Raw genomic sequence first — 21624 nt, 5'->3', positions numbered from 1 at the left:
AACGTACCCACAGCAACCAAATCAGATAAGAGTTTGCTATGGGTGGTTATTGTGGTAGTGATAGCGACAATTGCCGCCGCTTACTTCCTGAAAAGGAATAATGTATAAGGCTTTACTAATGTAATTAGAATTCGTATCTTTGTAATGCACAATTGAAAGAGAAGGGCGCTCCCATTGGGGGCGCTTTTCATTTATAGCCCCGGTAAATGATTCATGTTTTACCAATGTTTTACCAGAAAAACAAAAAAGGCCTAAAACATGCGTTATAAGCCTCTAAATGAAGGTTGTATTATAACTCTAAATTATAAAAATTAGTTTATTTCCGGAAGGAAAGCGGCACTATTACTTTTAAACTAATATTTCAGCTCCTATTAAATACAGCTTGGCGTCCGGGGAATAGCATCTATAATTTTGGTAGATGTCCGCCGCTTTAAATCTTGGCTTGAAGTGACAGAAGTTGGTACTGGGTTCCGGCACATTTTAGTATATGCAGATACACCTGTTACCACAACTGTACCTAATTTAGTAGTAGAGGGCGCCAAGGAAATACTAAGAGTAGTAATTGGTATTTTGTCAATTGTAATTCCAATGCACTTTTTAATGGTGTGGGTGTGCTGGGGCAGCGCTAAAAATAAAAAGTCAGGAGCCAGCACCTGCTTGAGCAGCAACAACAGAAAAGAGGCAACACTACGGTTATAAGTTGGCACACTAATCCGTTATAAATAAAAAGTTAAGTCTAACATTAGCAAAACAAATGCCTTCAGGAACAGGAGGCAAGACAAATTTAACTTTTTAGTTTTTGATATTAATATTTTGCTGTCAACCTGTCACGAAAAGACCTGTTCCGCAACTTGTGGAATAACTTTTGAAAGCTTGTTTTCAGATTTATTAGCAACCTATTAAACGAACGATAAAAACAGTTATGGCAGAAAAAGGTAATATTTCCATTCATACCGAGAATATTTTCCCGATCATTAAAAAGTTTCTTTACTCTGATCACGAAATATTCCTGCGTGAGTTGGTATCAAACGCTGTAGATGCTACCCAGAAATTAAAGCGCCTATCCGCAATCGGCGAATTTAAAGGTGAGTTAGGCGAGCTGAAAGTAAAGGTTAAAGTAGATAAAGAGAAAAAACAAATTACCATTAGCGATCGCGGTATTGGTATGACCGCCGAGGAAATTAAGAAATACATTAACCAGATTGCTTTTTCCGGCGCTACTGAATTCGTAGAAAAATACAAAGATAAACCAGAGCCCAATCAGATTATTGGCCATTTTGGATTAGGTTTTTATTCGGCTTTTATGGTGGCCGATACAGTAGAAATTATTTCAAAATCTTATCAGGACGATACGCAGGCCGCGCACTGGACCTGTGATGGTAGCACCGAATTTACAATTGCCGAAGCCGATAAGGATGACAGAGGTACCGATATTATCCTGAATATTGCAGCTGACTCCGAAGAATTTCTGGAAGAAGCCCGTCTTCAAACTATCTTAAATAAATATTGTAAATTTTTACCGGTTGAAGTTGAGTTTAAAGATGAGGTAATCAATAATCCATCGCCTATCTGGACGAAACAGCCGGCTGATTTAACGGATGAGGATTACAAAAACTTTTACCGCGAGCTGTATCCTTTCTCCGAAGAACCGTTGTTCTGGATACATCTGAACGTTGATTATCCGTTTAACCTGACCGGGATTCTGTACTTCCCGAAAGTTAAAAATGACTTTGAACTGCAGAAAAATAAAATTCAGTTATACAGCCGCCAGGTATTTATTACCGATGAGGTTAAAGATGTAGTTCCTGAATTCTTAATGTTACTGCACGGGGTACTGGATTCGCCGGATATTCCGCTAAACGTTTCGCGTAGCTTCCTGCAGGCCGATGCCAACGTGAAAAAAATAAATACTTATATTACCCGTAAGGTTGCTGATAAACTTTCTGAGATATTCAGGAACGACCGTGAAGGCTTCCAGAGCAAATGGAACGATATTGGGTTATTCGTGAAATACGGTATGCTCAGCGACGACAAATTCTACGAAAAAGCCAGAAATTTTGCGCTGGTACAAAGCGTAGATGAGAAGTTCTATACGCTGGATGAGTACAAAGAATATGTACAGGCAAACCAGAAAGACAGAAACGATAACCTGGTACTATTATATGCTACCGATACAGAAAAACAACATGCTTTTGTAGAAGCTGCTAAAGACCGGGGTTACGATGTGCTGAAACTGGATAACATGATAGATCCGCACTTTATTGGTTTATTAGAGCAAAAGTTAGAGAAAACAACCCTTAAACGCGTAGACTCTGAGACCATTGATAAACTGGTTGAGAAGGACGAAGTAAAAGAAAGTGTATTAAGCGAAGACGAAAAAACCAAACTGAAAGAGGTTTATGAGAAGGCAATAAATAATACTAATATGCATGTTAGCATAGAGCCGCTTTCTCCTAATGATTCGCCGGTGCTGGTTACCATGCCAGAGTTTATGCGTCGTATGAAAGATATGCAGCGTACCGGAGGCGGTGGTATGATGTTTATGGGAGGCATGCCAGATACTTATAACGTAAGTATTAATGCTAACCATCCAATTAGCCAGCGTATTTTAAATGCAGCAGACGATAGAAAGGAAACGATTGCCAAGCAAGCTTTTGACTTAGCTTTGTTATCGCAAAATATGCTTTCTGGTCCGGCGCTTACCGCTTTTGTAAAACGTAGCGTGGAACTTATAGAGAAAGAATAGTTTTGCTTATTGTTTAAATTTGGAAGAGGCGGGAGGAATTCTGCCTCTTCTCTTTTATACTGTTTTTTATAAAGCTGGAACCCGAAACCAAGCATAGGTGTATGGAAAGAATACTTTTTCTGTTCATCTTTACGTTTATTAAAAAGCTTTTCCGGTATACTTTATTGATGCGTTTAATCTTAAAAAACACAATAGCCCTTTTCTGTTTTATATTAGTAATAGCCAGCTGCAGTAAACGCAACTATAACATAGATGCCGAAACCATGGTGCCGCAAGCCGAGGAAAAGCGACGAATCAGCTTTTTTAAGAGTACCAATTCGGCACCAGTTGCCGTAGCTGCTGATACCGCTAAACCTAATATTGAGCTTACTGCCGATACTACCCTGGTTCAGGTAAAAAAGAAAAAGAAGCGGAAAAAGAATAAAAGAGAATTTTTAGGTTATCGGGTTAAGCGCGGCTATACAAAATATGGCAGTGGCAATAATACTACCATAGAAACTTTTTATTACCTGCCCAAATACATAGAGCCAAGCAAATATGCACCAGCCAAATATTATTTTAACACCAGACGGAAGCGTATTTATAAAGCCAGTACCATTGATCCGAAAGTAGCCCGGATTCTGCACGGACCTTATAAAAAAATGATAGGTAAAAAAGTGGTAGCCGAAGGATACTTTTATGTTGGTACGCGCCATTTACGCTGGGAAAATTACAATCGTGATTTTATTCTCCTGAACAAGAACCATTATGAAAAAGGATTTCCGCGGGACGCTATCATTAACTACTATGATGCCGATAGAACAAAAATCAAAGAAGTAATTCCTTATGCCGAAGGTAAGCTAAATGGAGACTATGTTATGTTTCATGAAAGCGGCTTGCGGGCTTGGGAAGGCCAATACGAAGATGGTAAGAAAGTAGGTATCTGGATTGAATACTGGCCTTTCCGTAACCGGAAACATTATGAGTATCAGTACCCGGAAACCTCGGATTCAGAACAGTTTGAACCATTCCTGTACCGGGAATGGGACCGGCAGAATAACATTATTTATGAAAGAGGTAAGCTCGATAAACGAACATCGGCTAAACAACCATAATAAGTATGTGCCAAAGCTTCAAATTACCCTAGCTCTATTTAAGTGTTAGTAACTCCTTTACAGGCTTGGTTTGTTCAAAATTTAATTTCTGTAAAGGTACATTTTCTATTTTACTGTTGCCTTCGGTAATGCGTAAAAATTGGTTAGGTTTAATGTTGCGGAAGGTTTGGATTTTGTTGGAACCATGCCATTGAATAGTAATGGCATCTATTATTATGGCCTGACCTATCCCAATTTCTCTTCTGAAAGGTGAGGCACCAAAACTTCCTCCTGAATTAACATCGCGGTAAACACTACGGGTTATGCCATTCTCCTTAAATGTTATTTTGATGCGGGAGCCAATGGCACTTTTATTGGACTGCGTACCTATTAACTGCAGGTTTATCCATCGGTTATTATTCTGGCCCGGATTTAAGAAAAAAGAGCTTTGGTAAGCATCTCCGATATAGGCACCCCCCATATCAATATGTATATCCTGATCCCCATCGTTATCCATATCGGCAAAGGAAATACCATGGCCTTTCTGTAAATGTCCAACCCGGGCCGCATTGGTTACATCCTCAAAACGCTTACCTGCTACATTCTTAAACATTTTATTTGGAATAATAGATTCGTAATCAGGGTTTCCAGTACCCAGGTAAAAATCTAAAAAGCCATCATTATCTATATCTCCAAAATTAGCACCCATCGCAAAAGCTGTTTTGTTTAAGCCGGCTTCTTCTGTAATATTGCTAAACGTGCCGTCCTGATTATTTTTGTATAAGTAAATAATGCCACTTTTTGGACCAGGTAAATTAAGCGCTTCGGAAGCTGCATAATAAGATAACTGACCTTCAAAGTTGTAATCGCATACTAATATATCTAGCCAGCCATCATTGTTATAATCCCAAAACCAGGTAGGGAATGTGCGGCTTTCTTCCTTATCCAGCTTAGCCTGGGCAGTTACATCTTTAAAAACAGGCCTATTATTTTTAATTCCATTATTTTTAAGCAGGTAACGCTTTCCTTCCATAGTAGATATAAAAATATCCATCCGACCATCGTTGTTATAATCTCCGGAAGTAACTCCTTTTACAAAGCTTCTGATATCGCAGGCAGCTTCTTTGGCTATATTAGTAAAGGTGCCGTCTCCATTGTTTATAAATAATTCGCAAGGATTATCATCGGGTGCTCCTTGTCGGTGCTCATTGCCAATAAAAACATCTACCCAGCCATCATTGTTAAAATCATTCCAGGTGGCGGCCGGACTAGGATGAAGGGAAAGTAAGCCGCTGGTGGTAGTTACATCGGTGAAGGTGCCATCACCGTTATTCTTTAACAAAGAATTTGGTTGATTACCAAACTTGCCTTTGAGCCAGGCTCCCCTTAAAACAAACACATCTTTATAACCATCGTTGTTATAATCGGTCTGCATAATATTGAGTCCTCCGGTTATATCTTTTAACCGCGACTCTGTCGATAGGTCCTGGAAAGAGCCATCCCCATTATTTTTAAAATAATGCATGTGTTCGCCTAAATCCCAGCTGGAGGTTACTAAATCTATGTACCCGTCGTTATCGAAATCTTCGGCAATACTACCTCCCCCCATATTTTTTATATCTAATTTTAAATGAGTGGCTACATCTGTAAAAGGTTTTACCTGCTGATTGGTCTCGGTAATTAGACCGGGTAGAAAAAATGGGTTGGCTTTTTGGTTTTCGTATTGACCTAAGGTCATGTAGGCCAAGTTAATTAACCATTTGTAGTTTAAATCATCCGGATATTGGGTAAGTAGTTGCTGATAAAGCAAAACAGCTTTTTGGGAACCTACTGGTTGCGTGTGTATTCCCGAGCCCTGAATAGGGAAAATACAAGTTTGAGCAGAATGGTGCATGACACAATTGCTTCTTTCGCCTAAGCGTAAGTAAGCCAGTGCTAATTCTGCCTTAATTGATTTAGTATTAAAATTTGTCTCGTTCTTTTCAAACTTCTTTAGCAGGTTTTCTAAAAGAGTAATAGCTTCTTGTTCTTCTCCTAACTGTAATAGGGCGTGGGCTCTTGCCTGCGTGAAGCTTGCTTCGTCCATTAAACTATAAGAAGATTGTAATAAAGAGTCGTAGTAAATATCTTGTGCCCGTGCGGCAAAAATGTTTTCAGCATTATCTGTTTTGGTTTTTACCTCTTGTAAAAGCTGAAGCATTTGGTTATGGGAAGCAGGCTTAGAATTACAGGCGGCAAAAAGTAAAACTAGAAAGGCTATTCTCAGGAATGGGATCACTTGCATAAGCGATGTAACTTATAAATATTCCTTAAATATACTACATTTTTGGCGCCTAACTGGCTGTTTATGACTAAAATATATAGAAGAATGCTGTTTTGTATAGGCCTAAAACAATCTAAAAATAACTAAGGATATACTGACCGGCCTAAAATAAAAAAAGGCTCCCAATATTTGGGAGCCTTTTTGTCTAATCAGGTATGGATTAGTAATTCGGGTTTTGTCTATCAATACCACCACTACCTAACTGAGGATTTCTACTGATTTCATCTTGTGGAATTGGCAGAACGAAATCTCTGGCTGGGTTGAAGGTATAAGTTTTGAATGGATTAGCAATTTTGCCTTGTTTTAACCAACGGAATACATCAAAATCACGTCCTTCTTCGCCGCCTCTTTCAACCTGGTTTTCGTGACGAATTGCCGCAAAAACCTGTTCTTTTGTAGAAGCTGGGTACAGTGCATTCGGATAAGTAGGCATCATTACGCTTGGACGGTTACGTAACTGGTTTAAGTAACCTAAAGCAGCAGTCTGATTGCCTTGCTCATTCTCGATTTCAGCTAACAGCAACAGAACTTCTGCATAACGCATAACTCTGGTGTTGATACCAGCTGGCTGGAAGCCTTCAGCAGATTTGTAAAGGTTGGTGTATTTCTCCCAGCTTACTTTAATTGGTGTGCCATTGATAATGGATGTACCTGCACCGCCTTGTAAGGCTTCAGTCATATCCTGTCTGTTGCTTGCCGGGCCAAATTGATCACCGGTAATACCAATACCCAAGTCAGCTGCACTGGCAAGTTTATCTCCTTTAACCGGGAAATAAACAGAGTAATCTAACCGTGGGTCTGTTTTTGGAGAACCTTTAGCAGTTGTTTCAAACTCGTTCAGGTACTCGTTAGACGGGATCAGGTTACGCCATGAAATAGGGTTAATTTCTTGGTTTCTTACAGAAGCCCGGGCAGCAGTAGCGCCGTTACCTTCTGCACCCCAGTTGTAACCGTTATCGCTACGGCCCTGGAAGCCAACTTCCCAGATAGATTCAGCATTGTATTCTGTTTCTTCTCTGAAGTTGTCGCTATAGTTAGAAACTAAGGAATATCTTCCAACAAGCTTAGTTAATTCAGTTTTTGCTTGCGGATACATAGCTACACCTTGTTGCATGTAAGATTTACCTAACAAGAAAGTTGCAGCACCTGAAGTAACACGGCCTAAATTATCACCTGATCGGGTAGCTGGCAATCCTGTTTGAGCAGCTTTTAAATCTGCTTCAATTAGTTTATAAATATCGGCTACGGCAGTTCTTGGTTTAAACGCATCTACGGCAGCTACTGGCTCTGTATATAATGGAACCGCACCAAAGAAATTCACTAACTCATAATAAGCCCAAGCTCTTAGGAATTGTGCCTCAGCTACTGTCGCATCCCGCAAAGTAGCATTGTCTGTAACATTAGAAGCATTGGCTATAACCGTATTAGCTCTATGAATTACAATGTATAAATTACTCCAAATCGCGTTTAATAAACCGTTGTCTGGTGTAGTTCCGCCATTTAGGATCTGGGCCCGGGGAGCTTCTAACTGGGCTCCACCTGATGCATAATCCGGGCTTCTTAATACGTGCGTGAAGAACCACTCCCTGGCAACTAAGTTATTTGAGGCAATCACGCTGTAAATACTGTTAGTAGCTAACTGCAATTCACCAGCAGTTTTGAAATAATTCTCAGTTGTTACAAAGTTTGGGTTCGTTTTATCTAATTCATCATGGCAATTTGTTAAAAGGAGTGCTCCTAACAAACAAGCCGAAATATATATTTTTCTCATTGGAATTTTAATTTAAAAATTGCTTACTAAGTTTTATGCTATTAGAACGATAATTGAATACCACCTAATATGCTTCTTGGTGTTGGATATTGACCAAAGTCAATGCCATTGCCTAATAAGGCACCTCCTAAAGTACCTACTTCAGGATCTAATCCAGTGTATTTAGTAATAGTGAATAAGTTCTGTGAAGTTAAGTAAACTCTGAAGCTGCTTAATTTACCACCAGTGAAAGAGCTAACAGCTGCTTGAGGAATAGTATAACCAAGAACTAAGTTTCTTAATCTTAAATAAGAACCATCTTCAATAAATCTGTCAGATACACGGTTGTTACGGTTAGGGTCACCAGCTACCATTCTTGGAATGTCAGTGTTGGTGTTAGTTGGAGTCCAGGCATTTAATACTTGCGAACCAGCGTTAAATAATCTTTGACCACCTTCACTGATTACGCGGCTAGCATTGTAAATTTCGTTACCCTGTACGCCTTGGAAGAATAAAGTTAAATCAAAGTTTCTGTAGTTAGCAGTTGCATTAATACCGTAGCTGAAGTTAGGTAAATAGCTACCAATGAAAGTTCTGTCGGCATCATTGATGATGTTATCACCATTTAAATCCTTGAACTTAATGTCACCGGCGCTAGTTCCGTTTTCTTGTTTTGGTGAGTTTCTTACATCATCAGAATCGCGGAATAAGCGATCAACCTGCCATCCGTAGAATGATTGGATTGGCTGACCGGCCTGGGTACGTGTAATTTGGTTAGAACCGAAATCCTGATTACCAGCAGCATCAATAACCGCACTAGCACTTGTTAAAGTAACTACTTCGTTTCTGATTCTGGTTAAGTTAGCATTTACACTCCATTTCAAAGCTTTCTCGTTTTCGTTGTAGCCAGCCATGAATTCCCATCCTTTGTTTTTCATAGTACCTACGTTAGCAAATACACCAGCACCGTTGAAACCAAATGAGTTAGGAGTTGGAACAGATAAAATCAGACCGTAGTCTTTGTCAGTAGTTCTTTCGAAGTATTCAGCAGAGAAAGTAACTTTGTTGTTGAATAAACCTACGTCGATACCACCATTAACCATGCTGGTGATTTCCCATCTTAACTGACGGTTAGCAATACCTGAGTAGAAAGAAGCTGGCGTTGGAGTTCCAACTGATGTGAAAGGATAAGCTGCAGCATTTACCTGAGCAAGTACTTGCCATGGATAGTTACCTAAGCCATTGAAACCTACTTTACCGTAGCTAGCTCTTAATTTTAAGTCAGATAATTGAGTGATACCTTTCATGAACGGCTCCTCAGTTAAGCGCCATCCGATGGAAGCACCCGGGAAGTTACCCCATTTGTTGCCTGGGGCAAATTTAGAAGAACCATCACGACGGAAAGAAGCGCTTAATAAATATTTGCCCTTGTATTCGTAGTTAACACGAGACAGGTAGGATAAAATTAAACTTTCTTCAAAACCGATACCTACAGCTAAGTTACCAGCGTTGGTTAAAGTTTGTACAATGTTGTTAGGCTGCGAACCACTTACGTTTTCAGCATTGTTTTTAAAGCTTTGGCTTTCTTGTACTGCAATTGCATTTACATAGTGGTCACCAAAAGTTTTATCAAAAGTTAACTGGTTTGAATTCAGTAATGAATGACCAGTGTTACGGTTGTTTTGGATTGTAGCGTTTGGTCTGGTAACAGCACCGCCAGCATTATAGATTGGCAGGTATACGCTGTTTCTGTTGTTATAGTAATCTAGACCACCTGTTGTTCTGAAACGTAACCAGTCAGTGATTTTAGCTTCAACAAAAATGTTACCTAATATTTTTGTATTTAAGTTCCGGTAATCATCCATTACCGCTTCTCTGATTGGGTTAGATGGATCTGATGAATCGGAAGCATCTGATTCTCTGAAGCCACCTTGCCTAGTTGGATCATAAACTGGCATATACGGTTGAGAACGGATTGCATTAACTAATTTCGTTCTGTTACCAGCATTGTCATAACGTTGATTACCATAAGAACCAGTTAAGTTCTGACCTATAGTAAATCTCTCACCTAATTTATGATTGGAATTTAAACGTAAGCTATAACGGTGGAAACCTGTACCCACCATAGTACCTTCTTGTTTAAAGTAACCAGCGTTAGTGAAGAACTGAGATCTTTCATTACCACCAGAAAGGGTTAAGTTATGTTGTGTAATCAAACCAGATCTGAATAATTCATCTTGCCAGTCAGTGTTAGTCTGACGGTAAGTTTGAGTAGCACCAGGATAAATTGGCTGATCTAATTGAGAAAATCTGGTTGGTAAGTTCGCTGTAGGATTAGCATTTCTGATAAGCGTTTCTGCATAACGTAAATACTCTTCCGTATTTAAAAGATCTAATTTTCTGGTAACATGCTGCGTACCATAGTTTGAATCTAAAGTTACCCGCATTTTGCCATCTCTGCCACCAGATTTAGTAGTGATGATAACAACACCGTTAGCAGCTCTTGAACCGTAGATAGCAGTTGCAGCCGCATCTTTTAATACCTCAACAGAAGCAATATCTTGGGTGTTGATACCGTTAAGTCCGCCAGTTGGAACACCGTCTACTACGTATAACGGCTCAGAGTTAAAGCTTACTGAACCTATGCCTCTAATACGTACTACCGGGTTTGTACCAGGACCACCAGTGTTAGTTACCTGCACACCAGCTGCTCTACCTTGCAGTGCTTGTGCTACGTTTGGTACTGGCATCTCGGCAATTTGCTTAGCAGAAACGGAAGCAATAGCACCTGTTACCGATTCTTTTTTCTGAACACCGTAACCTACTACTACTAATTCTTCTAAAGCTTTCGCATCAGTTTTTAGAGATATATTAATATTGCTGCGGCCATTAATAGCCACCTCCTGGGTGTTATAACCTACATAAGATATTACTAAAGTTCCGTTGCTTGGAGCATTAATAGAGAAGCCACCGTTTGCATCCGTAACGGCACCATTGGTTGTTCCTCTTACAAGCACGGTTACCCCTGGTAAACCTTCGCCTTTTTCATCGCTAACCCGACCTCTAACGGCAGCATTCTGGGCACTAAGTTGTAAGGAAAAGAAGATAAGAGCAAAACACGTGAGGACGTATTTTGATCTTAACGCTACTTGATCCAAAGCAAATGAGAGCTTTGGTAACATGGTAAAGTTGTTTTTCATAAGTGAATTGTTTGATTGTGGTAGTTAAAAAATAATAAAAAGTAATTTATTGTAATCCTTTTGCTTGTGTGTCAATTAAGAGTACTACATTTTAATGAACTTAATCTTATGATGTATAAAAGCTAAAGGGCTTGTATAAGGGCACTGCTTCTTACAAGCTTGTTGATTATGGGAGTAAGATCTGGTGTTAGTGGACTTTTTTAATCTATAGGCTGAATTAATTTTTAGGTTTAAAGTTACTATACCCTTATCATTTACAGTTGAAGGGAGCTAATCCATCAAGCTTTAATTGATAATCGTGCATTAAATATTCTAATAAATAATCTAAAAAGCACTATTTTGTTTTTGAAAAAACTTAAATATTTAAAATGTTTATTGTTTTAAGAGAAGTGTTGAAATAAATTTAAATAAGAAAAAAAAATATGAAAAAAATATTATAAAAAATGAAATGTGCACTAGTTGGGTGATTTTATAATAAAATTCTTAATGTTTGTTCTTTTTATTAGTTGAAAAATATTTAAAATTAGGCATGATATTAAAAATTGTTTATTGAGGTTGCGCTTTAGTTTTTTATAAATTTTTATTTCGGGCAGATTTACAATAAGCCATTTTTATTATTGGCCTTTTAACAAGTGCAAAAATGAAGTAAATTTTAGATGGGAAGGGTTAAGTTTCTGAACATGTTTAAAATAAGCCAGAAGATGGTTTGATAGAAGTTTTAATGAAAAGCATCTTCAATATGAAGGATGTTAGAGTTGTTTGCTGAGCTATAAGTAATGGCAATAATATCAAACCTGATATCATGTAGCCAGTTTATTTCGGTGATGTATTCTTCGGCTGCTAATAAAAATAAATTTATTTTTTTCTGATTTACAAAATCTTCCGGGTAGCCATACTGGCTGGAGGTTCTTGTTTTTACTTCAGCAAATACTAGGATATTATTTTTTTGCGCTATGATGTCAATTTCTGCCCGCTTATACCGGAAATTGCGTTTCAGTATCAGGTACCCTTTTTGCTGTAAATAACTTGTAGCTAATTCTTCTCCCTTTGCACCAGTAATATTATGCTTGGCCATGGTACTTTATACTATTTTATATCTATTTGCTTAATTTTTACTGATTGTTAGTAATTTCACGTTTCTAAAGAAGCTATTCATTATGTTAAAAAATATCAATCCCATTACCACAAATGCCTGGAAAAAACTGGAACAGCATTATGAAATCATGAAAAGTAAGCACATGATTGATTTGTTTGCCGTTGAACCAAGCCGCTTTTCCAAATATTCTTTACACTTTGAAAATATTTTAGTTGATTATTCTAAAAATATTATCAATGAGCAAACATTGGAAATTCTTCTGGAATTAGCAGAAGAGGCAGAGTTAAAAGACGCTGTTGAGAAAATGTTCAATGGTGAGAAAATTAACCTGCGTGAAAACCGGGCAGTATTACACGTGGCCTTACGGAATCGGTCTAATGATCCGGTTTTGGAAGATGGTAAGGATGTGATGCCGGATGTAAACCGGGTGTTGGACCAGATGAAAGATTTTTCGGAGAAAGTTAATTCCGGAGAATGGAAAGGTTTTACCGGAAAAGCTATCGAACATATTGTTAATATAGGTATTGGCGGATCTGATTTAGGCCCGTATATGGTTACAGAGGCCTTAAAGCCTTACCAGAAAGAAGGGTTGCAGGTACATTTTGTTTCTAACGTGGATGGTACCCATATTGCCGAAACGCTTAAGAAGGTAGATCCGGAAACCACTCTTTTTATGATTGCTTCCAAAACCTTTACTACCCAGGAAACCATGACCAATGCTGAAACTGCCAAAGAATGGTTTTTAAAGCATGGACAGCCTGAAGATGTAGCCAAACATTTTGTGGCTATTTCTACTAACCTGGAATCAGTAAAAAAATTCGGTATTGCCGAAGAGAATATGTTTGTATTCTGGGACTGGGTAGGTGGCCGTTATTCTTTATGGTCTTCCATTGGTCTTTCTATTGCCTGTGCTATCGGATTTGATAATTATATACAGTTATTAGAAGGTGCACACGCCATGGACCAACATTTCCGGATGACGCACTTTGAGAAAAATATACCGGTGTTACTGGCGCTGATTGGTATCTGGTATGTGAACTTCTTTGGCGCACAATCCGAAGCAATTTTACCTTATGACCAATACATGCACCGCTTCCCGGCCTACTTCCAACAAGGTAATATGGAAAGTAATGGTAAATACATCGACCGGGAAGGCAACAAGGTATCATATCAAACTGGTCCGATTATTTGGGGTGAACCAGGTACCAACGGTCAACACGCTTTTTACCAATTAATACACCAGGGAACGCAACTTATTCCTTGTGATTTTCTGGCACCAGCCCAAAGCCACAATCCAATAGGCGATCATCATGCCAAGTTGCTTTCTAACTTCTTTGCTCAGACCGAAGCTTTAATGAACGGTAAAACTCTGCAGGATGTAATAGAAGAACTGAAGCAAGAAGGTTTGTCCGAAGCAGAAATTAAAGAGCTAGCCCCTTTCAAAGTTTTCACGGGTAACCGTCCTACCAATTCTATTTTATTTAAAGTGTTAGATCCGCGCACCTTAGGTAGTTTAATAGCGATGTACGAGCATAAAATATTTGTGCAGGGGGTTATCTGGAATATATTTAGCTTTGATCAGTGGGGCGTAGAGCTAGGAAAACAATTAGCTAAAAAGGTGTTGCCGGAATTAGTGAACGAAGAGGAGATATCCTCGCATGATTCGTCTACCAATGGGTTAATTAATGCCTATAAAGAAATGCGTAAATAATTTTGGGTAAAGAAAAAATGACAGCTTTATATCCTTTAAAATTTAAAACCATTTTCAAAGATAAAATCTGGGGTGGTGAGAAAATAAAAACAGTACTTAATAAAGATTTCTCCCCTTTAAAAAACTGTGGGGAAACCTGGGAGATATCAGGAGTAAAAGGGAATGTGTCCGTTGTGGCTGAAGGTGATTTGGCCGGCCGTGCGCTTACAGATTTAATAAAAGAGTATAAGCAGGACTTAGTCGGAAAAAAGGTATATGAAAGTTCTGGCGATGAGTTTCCTTTATTAGTTAAGTTTATTGATGCCAACGAAGATCTTTCCATACAGGTGCATCCGGATGATGCTTTAGCCCAAAGCCGCCATCAAAGTTTAGGAAAAACTGAAATGTGGTACATAATCCAGGCAGATGAAGGAGCCAAATTAATCACTGGTTTTAATCAGGAGGTTAATAAAGAAGTTTACCTGAAACACCTGGAGGCTGGAACATTAAACGAAATTTTAAACCAGGAGCAGGTTAAAGCAGATGATGTTTTCTATATTCCTGCCGGGCGGGTTCATACCATTGGCAAAGGTTTGCTGTTAGCCGAAATTCAGCAAAGTAGCGATATAACTTACCGCATTTATGATTTTGATCGGGTTGATGATGAGGGGCAGAAACGAGAGCTGCATACCGAGGAAGCCTTAGATGCTATAGATTACAAATACTACGATTCGTATAAAACAGATTACTCTCCGGAGCATAATAAGGCTGTCCAGTTGGTGGAGAGTACTTATTTTAAAACCAATGTTTTAAATTTTAACGAAACCTTAGAACGTAATTATCAGGAGCTGGATTCGTTTGTAATTTTAGTATGCTTAAGCGGAGAAGGTACACTGCAATATGGAGCCGTTCAAATAAGTTTGAAATCAGGAGATTCTGTTTTGGTGCCAGCTTCACTAAAAACAGTGGTTTTAACGCCAGTATCAGATTGTAAAATACTGGAAAGCTTTGTGCCTTAATTTATAAGATAATCTATTTCTAGCCATAGAAAACATTCAGCGTGAATAATAAGCTTAACAAAGATATTTCCTTTGTGCCCTTGGGTATAATAGATTATAAAGAGGCGTGGGATTACCAGGAGAAATTATTTGCTGATGTAATTGCTATCAAGACAGCTAATCGTGGGTTAGCTCCGGACGAAGAGAAAGTAACGCCTAATTATTTACTTTTTTGCCAGCACCCGCACGTATATACCTTAGGTAAAAGCGGGTCGGAAAATAACTTATTGATTAATGAGGAGCTTCTAAAACAAAAAGAAGCTTCTTATTACAAAATAAACCGGGGAGGCGATATTACTTATCATGGACCAGGCCAATTGGTAGGGTATCCCATTTTAGATCTGGATAATTTTTTTACCGATATTCATAAATACCTGCGGCTGTTAGAAGAATCTGTAATACTTACGTTGGCGGATTATGGTGTAGTAGCCGGGCGGATTTCGGGTTTAACCGGAGTTTGGCTGGACCATGAGAAGCAAGAGCGGCCTCGTAAAATCTGTGCCATGGGCGTTAAATGTAGCCGGTGGGTTACCATGCACGGTTTTGCTTTAAATGTAAATACCAATCTGGATTATTTTAATAATATTGTTCCTTGTGGAATAACCGATAAAGCGGTTACGTCACTTCAGCAGGAGTTGGGTTACCAAGTGCCTTTGCCTGAGGTTGAGACTAAGCTTTTGAAACATTTTTCACAACTTTTTGAGGCTACAATTCATATATAGGCTAATGAAGAAAGATATTGCTTTTGAACCGGTAGAAGGAGTTTCAATTGCTATTGCTCTTGAACAAAATGAATTTGGCCAGGATATCTGGAATGTTTACCTCATAAATAACAATTCCTTTTTCCTGGACAATGTTTTAGTAGCATCCAAGGGATATGGTACCCATGAGGGAGAGGAGATAAAAACTTCGGTGCTTAGGCATATGTTTGAGCAAGTTGAGCCTAAAAGTTTTGTAAAAGTAGAGCCAATTGATCCGGCAATTTTTCATATAAATAACGAGTTTTGGGTTAGCTACTATGTGGGGAAGAAAATTTTTGATAAGAAATTTATTTTTGTTCCGGATAGCATTGTCGAAAATAATTTAATCGATATTTCAATTTTAGAAAAAAGGGGAGTATTGCATAATTAAGATTTACCTGGTAGCTTTATTTATTTTCATAAGATTATATTAAGCTAATATTGCTGTTTTAATATACTTTCGCCTAATAAGTATTAAACTGCATTTTTAGTGAGTTTTACAGGTTGTTAAAAGGAAATTTTTTCCTTTCCATTATTTATTTATGATCCAACTAATACTTTCTTTTTGCTGGTCTTTTCTGGTGGCAATGTTTGCAGTGCCTTCTATTATTTATGTAGCCCATCTCAAAAATATTCTAGATAAACCTAATTTGCGTACTGTGCACGAGTCCCTTACTCCTCGTTTAGGTGGGTTGGCTGTATTTGGTGGATTTATGTCGGCGCTTACTATTTTCGGGGATTTAAGTAATGGGGTACAACAATTACTAGCAGGGTGTATTATATTATTTTTTATAGGCTTAAAGGATGATTTAGTCACCATTTCTCCCGCAAAAAAGTTTGCGGTTCAGTTACTGGCTACGGGCATTGTAATGATAATTGCTGATATCCGGATTACAAGTTTTCAAGGAATTTTAGGTATTCACGAGCTACCGGTAGGAATTAGCTATGCCTTTACTTTTTTGGTAATAGTTGGAATAACTAATGCTATTAATCTGATTGATGGTTTAGATGGATTGGCGGGCTCTATGGTATTAATCATTTCCTGTACCTTTGGTTGGTTTTTCTACCAACACGGCGGTGTAATGTACCAGAACTTTTCTTATGTAGCTGTTTGTTTAATCGGTGGAATATTAGGGTTTTTACGTTATAATTTTCATAAAGCTTCCATATTTATGGGAGATACCGGTTCCTTGGTATGTGGATTTATTATATCAGTAATGACTATACAGTTTATTGAGATGCAGGCAGTGCCCTCTTCGCCATCCGTGGCTATTGGTATATTGTTTATTCCGCTTTTCGATACATTGCGGGTTTCCATTATACGTATTTCTAAAGGAATCTCTCCTTTCTCCCCAGATAAGAACCATATTCATCATCGGGTTTTAGGAATGGGGTTTCAGCAAATGAATACAGTGCTGATTTTGGCCTTCATCAATATAGCAGTAATCGTTTTTGTATTCATGTTTGCTGAACTTGGTAATCCTTATATCATAGGTATTTTAGTTTTATTTTCCATTATTTTAAGTTTCTTTTTGGGTGTATATAAAAGCAGAAGCGTGCAGCGTGTGTCTTAGCTTAAAGAAAGTTAGAGGTTGGCTTTTTGTACTTTTATTTTTTAGTTTTTGCTCCTCAATATGTTTTGCAGAAGATAGTTTGCCTTATTACAGGCCTGCTTCTGAAAACCGTATAAGTTCCGATTGGCTACTTTACCGACCACAGTCCGCCCAGTTTAATTTATATATTCCGGAAATTTACGGTCAGGCAGCCGCCCTGTATCAATGGGTTGATATCCGCCGCGACCGGCCCTTTAGAATAAGCTTCACCGCCAAAAAAGATTTATGCCTTTTTATTAATAATCAATTATTATTTACCGCTGATTCGGTAGCTACTTATGAATTAAATTTAAGTAAATATATCAAATCTGATAAGCCGACAGACCGGTATTTGTTGTGTGTTTGGCATCCTCTGGAACAACCCGATGTTGCTACTTTTAAAAATGCCCAGGATACAGAGCTTATGGCTTCTGCAACCAGCCGGAAAAGGAGTCTGATCCGAAATAAGGTACATAACGTGCCTAATTATAATACTTTCATTATTTCACTTCTTTTTCTGGGTGTTCTGTATGGAATTTTACGCACCAGTTATACCTCAGATTTTTACAGTTTATTCCGGATAGGAAGTTTTACCCGGCGTTCTGCCTTGGATGAAGGGTTCCTGGCTAAGCCAATTAGTAGTTGGTCCAGTATTCTTTTCCTGATAGCCTTCTCTCTTTCCTTTGCTTTGTTGATTGTGGCTATCCATACCAATATTCAAAATGTAGTGATTTTTAACCGGCTCTTTGCTGTTTCTGAAAAGGCCATTATTACCCGGATTTTGTTCTACACCTTTCTTATATTATCCTTTTTGCTGCTTAAATTTTTGTTTTTAACATTAATGGGATATGTATTTGATCTTACAGCCTTAGTTTCTTTGCAGTACCGGGAGTTTATTAGAACAACTTTATTTCTGGGTATATCATTGCCGATGGTTATGATGCTTTATTTAGCGCTTAATTCTATTATGCCCAATACAGTTCTTTTAATTTCCAACGTAGTTGTTACCTGCATTCTAATTATAACAGTAATCAGAATAATTTATACTTTAAATAAAAAGGTCACACTTAGAAATCTACATTTGTTTTCGTACATTTGCGCCACCGAAATAATACCACTTATTATTTTGCTAAAATTAATCGTGTTTAATTATTAAAACATTTTCGTTTTTTTAAATAAATAAAATTTAGTTTGATACCTTAATATGGCTGAGAATAAAGACAAGGGGGTTGTTAATCCGAATAGGCATACCATAAAGATTTCTAGTATTTTGGTAACCCAACCAAAACCTATCAATGATAATTCTCCTTATTTAGTTATTGCCAATAAATACGGTATTAAAGTTGATTTTAGGGAATTTATTCAGGTTGATCCTGTGCCTTTTAAAGAATTCCGTAAAGATAAAATCAACATCCTGGAACATACGGCGATAATTTTTACCAGCCGTAATGCTGTTGATCATTTCTTCAGGATTTGTGCGGAAAGCAAAATAGAGATGCCTGCGGAAATGAAATATTTCTGTATTTCTGATCAGACTGCTTATTACCTGCAGAAATATATTGTTCTTCGTAAACGCAAGTTATTTGTCGGCGAAAAAACGGCAACTGATCTTTTTGATATCATCAAAAAACATAAAAACGAAAAGTTTTTATTCCCATGTTCAAATATTCGGAAAGATGATATTCCGAAGTTTATGAATGATAACAATTTTCATTTTACAGAAGCAATAATTTACAAAACAGTCGCAGCAGATTTATCCGATCTGGCAGAAGTAAAATACGATTGTATTGCTTTCTTCAGTCCGTCCGGTATTCATTCTTTGTTTCAGAATTTTCCTGATTTTGTGCAGGGTAACACTCGTATTGCAGCGTTTGGGCCTACCACCGCTCAGGCTGTGATTGATGCCGGCCTGGAATTGGATATAGTGGCTCCAATGCCTAACGCTCCATCCATGACGGGGGCAATAGAAGTTTATATCCAAAAACATTTTGGGAAAAAATAGGACCTTTCTTAGCTTTTTTACGTACTGTCGGTAATTTAGATTGTATGTATAAGTATAAAGTAAGATAGCAGGAATGGCTAAATATTAATATATTACACCCAGTATACCAGAACAGTGTAATTTGGCGTTATTTCTGCAAATTCTTGATTTATACGTTTCCCTATAGCATGAGAAAAGTTTTCTACCCGTTTCTAATAAGTTTCTTGTTATTCGGTTTTAATGCTTTCGCCCAGCAGCTGCCACAGTTTAGCCATTATGCTTTTAATGGTATGTACCTGAGCCCTGGTTATGCCGGAATAACGGGGCGTACTGAGCTAACGGGTATTTTCCGTACTCAATGGACTGGCTATCAGGCAAGTTTTGATGACGGGGGAGCACCCAAAACAGCACTTTTTAGCTTATCTGTGCCTATCTACTCCGTGAAGGGAGGTATGGGAATGTATGTTATTCAAGATCAATTAGGTGCAACAAAAAGCACAAATGCAACTTTATCCTATTCTCAGCACATTAAATTGGGGGCCGGTACGTTAGGTATTGGGGTGCAGGGTATTATGATGCGGATTACCAAAGGCAGGTACCGTCCTAATGATCCGGGCGACCCAAGTGTTCCGGAAAATAGTGCAGATCAGAAGTTTGATTTAGGAACAGGTGTCTGGTATCAATCAGAAAAATTTTATTTAGGGGCAAGTGTAAATAATTTATTGCAGGCTAAATACGTTTTTGAAGATAGCGCGAGAACCCGGACTCCGGGAGTTGGGTCAGTTACTTCTAGAAACCATTTTTTTGTAGTGGCAGGTGTAAATTTAAACCCTTCACAGGGTATAGTCGTAACTCCAACAGCTATTGTAAAATATGACTTTAACCAACTATCTTTAGAAGCAGGGGGTAGAGTTACATATAATGAAAAGTTTTGGTTTGGAGCCGGTTACAGGTTGCAGGAAGGTATAACAGGGATGGTAGGAGCAAATTTGCTTAAAGATAATAATCTACGGGTAGGCTTTGCATATGATCTGACAAGATTTGGAGTAGAAGCAAAGGCTCGCTCTTCTCAGGAGTTAATGTTATCCTATGTGTTTCCTAAACCAGCTAATTTAATTAAACCACCAGTAAGAACACCACGCTATACGTTTTAACTTGAAACTATCAAGTTTTGGAATTTTTTAAGGTGAAAAAAAATAAGCATTCTTATAAATTATTGATTTTCAACTAGGATTTCAAACTAATCGCAAATTTATGATATTGTTTTTGAATTTTTCATTTTATAAATTTGCTTAGAAATATAAAATTAATAAAATAGAGAAAATTTTACCTTTTATAATAGATCATGAATAAGTTTATAAAGTTGTTCTCTTTAGGGCTTGTAACCATTTACCTGAGTGGATGCGGGTTGTTTAATAGAGGTCAAGATGATACAGGAGATTTGATTGGTGCACAGGATCGTCCTGAATTTAATCCCCAAGAGGTTCCATTTGGGATGGTGCCTTGCCCGGGAGGAACTTTCCATATGGGGCAAACCGACCAGGATATTGCTGCCTCCATGGCAAATTTAAATAGGCAAGTTACCATTCGTGGGTTTTATATGGATGAGACTGAAATCACGAATAACGAATACCGTCAATTCATGAATGCTATCCGGGAGGACTCTTTAGATGTACTAGGTGAAGAATATGTAATGACAGAGTTATATCCGGATACTACAGTTTGGATGCGTGATTTTACTTATTCGATGGGCGACCCAATGATGCAGTATTATTACAGCCATCCGGCTTTTGATGAATATCCGGTAGTTGGGGTGGATTGGTTTGCAGCTAAGTATTTTTGCGATTGGCGTACTAAATTAAAAACTGCCAGCAATACAGAAAAAGAAAGAGCGGCAAGTCCAAACTTTAGATTACCTTCAGAAGCAGAGTGGGAATATGCTGCCCGTGGCGGCCGGAATTTGGCTACTTATCCTTGGGGCGGTCCTTATATGAGAAATGCAAAAGGATGTATGTTAGCAAACTTTAAACCGGGCCGTGGCGATTACTACAGCGATGGTTATAGTTATACAGCTCCAGTTGGTAAATACCTGCCTAACGATTTCGGCTTGTTTGATATGGCTGGTAACGTGGCTGAGTGGTGCGAAGATGCTTATAATGATGCAGCCGTTCCGGTTGTTTGGGACTTAAACCCTACTTATTATAATGACAAAGAACCGCGTAAAGTGGTAAGAGGTGGTTCTTGGAAGGATATTGCCTATTTCTTAGAAACAGGTACTCGTAATTTTGAATATCAAGATTCCGCAAGATCTTATATTGGTTTCCGTTGCTCCATGATTATGCTGGGCGATACTGAAGAAAAATATAGATAACAAA

Annotated in this window: 16 protein-coding genes; 11 read left to right on the top strand and 5 right to left on the bottom strand. The window is 38.2% G+C overall.

Annotated elements, in window-relative coordinates:
* Positions 1–371: 371 nt before the first annotated feature.
* Positions 372–707, bottom strand: a complete 336-nt coding sequence (locus ADHAQ_RS28125; protein WP_157433420.1) for a hypothetical protein — start codon at positions 705–707, stop codon at positions 372–374.
* A 215-nt stretch (positions 708–922) separates the two neighbouring features.
* On the opposite strand from ADHAQ_RS28125, the gene htpG reads away from it, so the two are divergent.
* Together htpG and ADHAQ_RS0113935 are read left to right on the top strand one after the other, a co-directional pair.
* A complete protein-coding gene (htpG, locus tag ADHAQ_RS0113940) occupies positions 923–2746 on the top strand; it encodes a molecular chaperone HtpG (protein ID WP_026463461.1) in 1824 nt (607 codons plus the stop codon).
* Positions 2747–2847: 101 nt separating this feature from the next.
* A complete protein-coding gene (locus ADHAQ_RS0113935) occupies positions 2848–3840 on the top strand; it encodes a toxin-antitoxin system YwqK family antitoxin (protein WP_051359926.1) in 993 nt (330 codons plus the stop codon).
* A gap of 34 nt (positions 3841–3874) precedes the next feature.
* On the opposite strand, the gene ADHAQ_RS0113930 is transcribed toward ADHAQ_RS0113935, so the two are convergent.
* From ADHAQ_RS0113930 to ADHAQ_RS0113915, 4 genes are all read right to left on the bottom strand, one after another.
* Positions 3875–6103, bottom strand: coding sequence for a CRTAC1 family protein (locus ADHAQ_RS0113930; RefSeq protein WP_026463459.1), 2229 nt, complete (start codon positions 6101–6103; stop codon positions 3875–3877).
* 199 nt (positions 6104–6302) lie between these two features.
* Entirely contained in the window at positions 6303–7913 is a 1611-nt protein-coding gene (locus ADHAQ_RS0113925; RefSeq protein ID WP_026463458.1) for a RagB/SusD family nutrient uptake outer membrane protein, read from the bottom strand.
* 41 nt (positions 7914–7954) lie between these two features.
* The gene (locus ADHAQ_RS0113920; RefSeq protein WP_051359925.1) at positions 7955–11092 is read right to left on the bottom strand and encodes a SusC/RagA family TonB-linked outer membrane protein; all 3138 of its coding nucleotides are present in this window, start codon (positions 11090–11092) and stop codon (positions 7955–7957) included.
* Positions 11093–11810: 718 nt separating this feature from the next.
* Positions 11811–12167 carry a YraN family protein gene (locus ADHAQ_RS0113915; protein WP_026463456.1) on the bottom strand — a complete coding sequence of 119 codons (357 nt, stop codon included), beginning with the start codon at positions 12165–12167 and terminating at the stop codon, positions 11811–11813.
* An 82-nt stretch (positions 12168–12249) separates the two neighbouring features.
* Here ADHAQ_RS0113915 and pgi point away from each other — a divergent pair, with 82 nt between their 5' ends.
* The 9 genes from pgi to porK all read left to right on the top strand — a co-directional run bounded on the left by pgi (position 12250) and on the right by porK (position 21620).
* Entirely contained in the window at positions 12250–13899 is a 1650-nt protein-coding gene (gene pgi, locus ADHAQ_RS0113910) for a glucose-6-phosphate isomerase (RefSeq protein ID WP_026463455.1), read from the top strand.
* Between the two features lie 17 nt (positions 13900–13916).
* Positions 13917–14897, top strand: coding sequence for a type I phosphomannose isomerase catalytic subunit (locus ADHAQ_RS0113905; protein ID WP_026463454.1), 981 nt, complete (start codon positions 13917–13919; stop codon positions 14895–14897).
* 41 nt (positions 14898–14938) lie between these two features.
* Positions 14939–15658 carry a lipoyl(octanoyl) transferase LipB gene (gene lipB / locus ADHAQ_RS0113900; protein ID WP_026463453.1) on the top strand — a complete coding sequence of 240 codons (720 nt, stop codon included), beginning with the start codon at positions 14939–14941 and terminating at the stop codon, positions 15656–15658.
* A gap of 4 nt (positions 15659–15662) precedes the next feature.
* A complete protein-coding gene (locus tag ADHAQ_RS0113895; protein WP_026463452.1) occupies positions 15663–16067 on the top strand; it encodes a hypothetical protein in 405 nt (134 codons plus the stop codon).
* A gap of 151 nt (positions 16068–16218) precedes the next feature.
* Positions 16219–17250 carry an MraY family glycosyltransferase gene (locus ADHAQ_RS0113890; RefSeq protein WP_034256821.1) on the top strand — a complete coding sequence of 344 codons (1032 nt, stop codon included), beginning with the start codon at positions 16219–16221 and terminating at the stop codon, positions 17248–17250.
* A 79-nt stretch (positions 17251–17329) separates the two neighbouring features.
* The gene (locus tag ADHAQ_RS0113885) at positions 17330–18424 is read left to right on the top strand and encodes a DUF4271 domain-containing protein (protein ID WP_026463450.1); all 1095 of its coding nucleotides are present in this window, start codon (positions 17330–17332) and stop codon (positions 18422–18424) included.
* 48 nt (positions 18425–18472) lie between these two features.
* Positions 18473–19270 carry a uroporphyrinogen-III synthase gene (locus ADHAQ_RS0113880; RefSeq protein ID WP_026463449.1) on the top strand — a complete coding sequence of 266 codons (798 nt, stop codon included), beginning with the start codon at positions 18473–18475 and terminating at the stop codon, positions 19268–19270.
* 167 nt (positions 19271–19437) lie between these two features.
* Positions 19438–20403 (top strand): PorP/SprF family type IX secretion system membrane protein, encoded by a 966-nt coding sequence (locus ADHAQ_RS0113875; RefSeq protein WP_026463448.1) that lies wholly within the window; start codon positions 19438–19440, stop codon positions 20401–20403.
* 191 nt (positions 20404–20594) lie between these two features.
* A complete protein-coding gene (gene porK / locus ADHAQ_RS0113870) occupies positions 20595–21620 on the top strand; it encodes a T9SS ring complex lipoprotein PorK/GldK (protein ID WP_026463447.1) in 1026 nt (341 codons plus the stop codon).
* Positions 21621–21624: the final 4 nt, after the last annotated feature.

The organism is Adhaeribacter aquaticus DSM 16391, assembly GCF_000473365.1.
Classification (GTDB): domain Bacteria; phylum Bacteroidota; class Bacteroidia; order Cytophagales; family Hymenobacteraceae; genus Adhaeribacter; species Adhaeribacter aquaticus.
The sequence above is the reverse complement of the archived record's forward strand: the minus strand, read 5'-3'. Positions and strand labels throughout refer to the sequence as shown.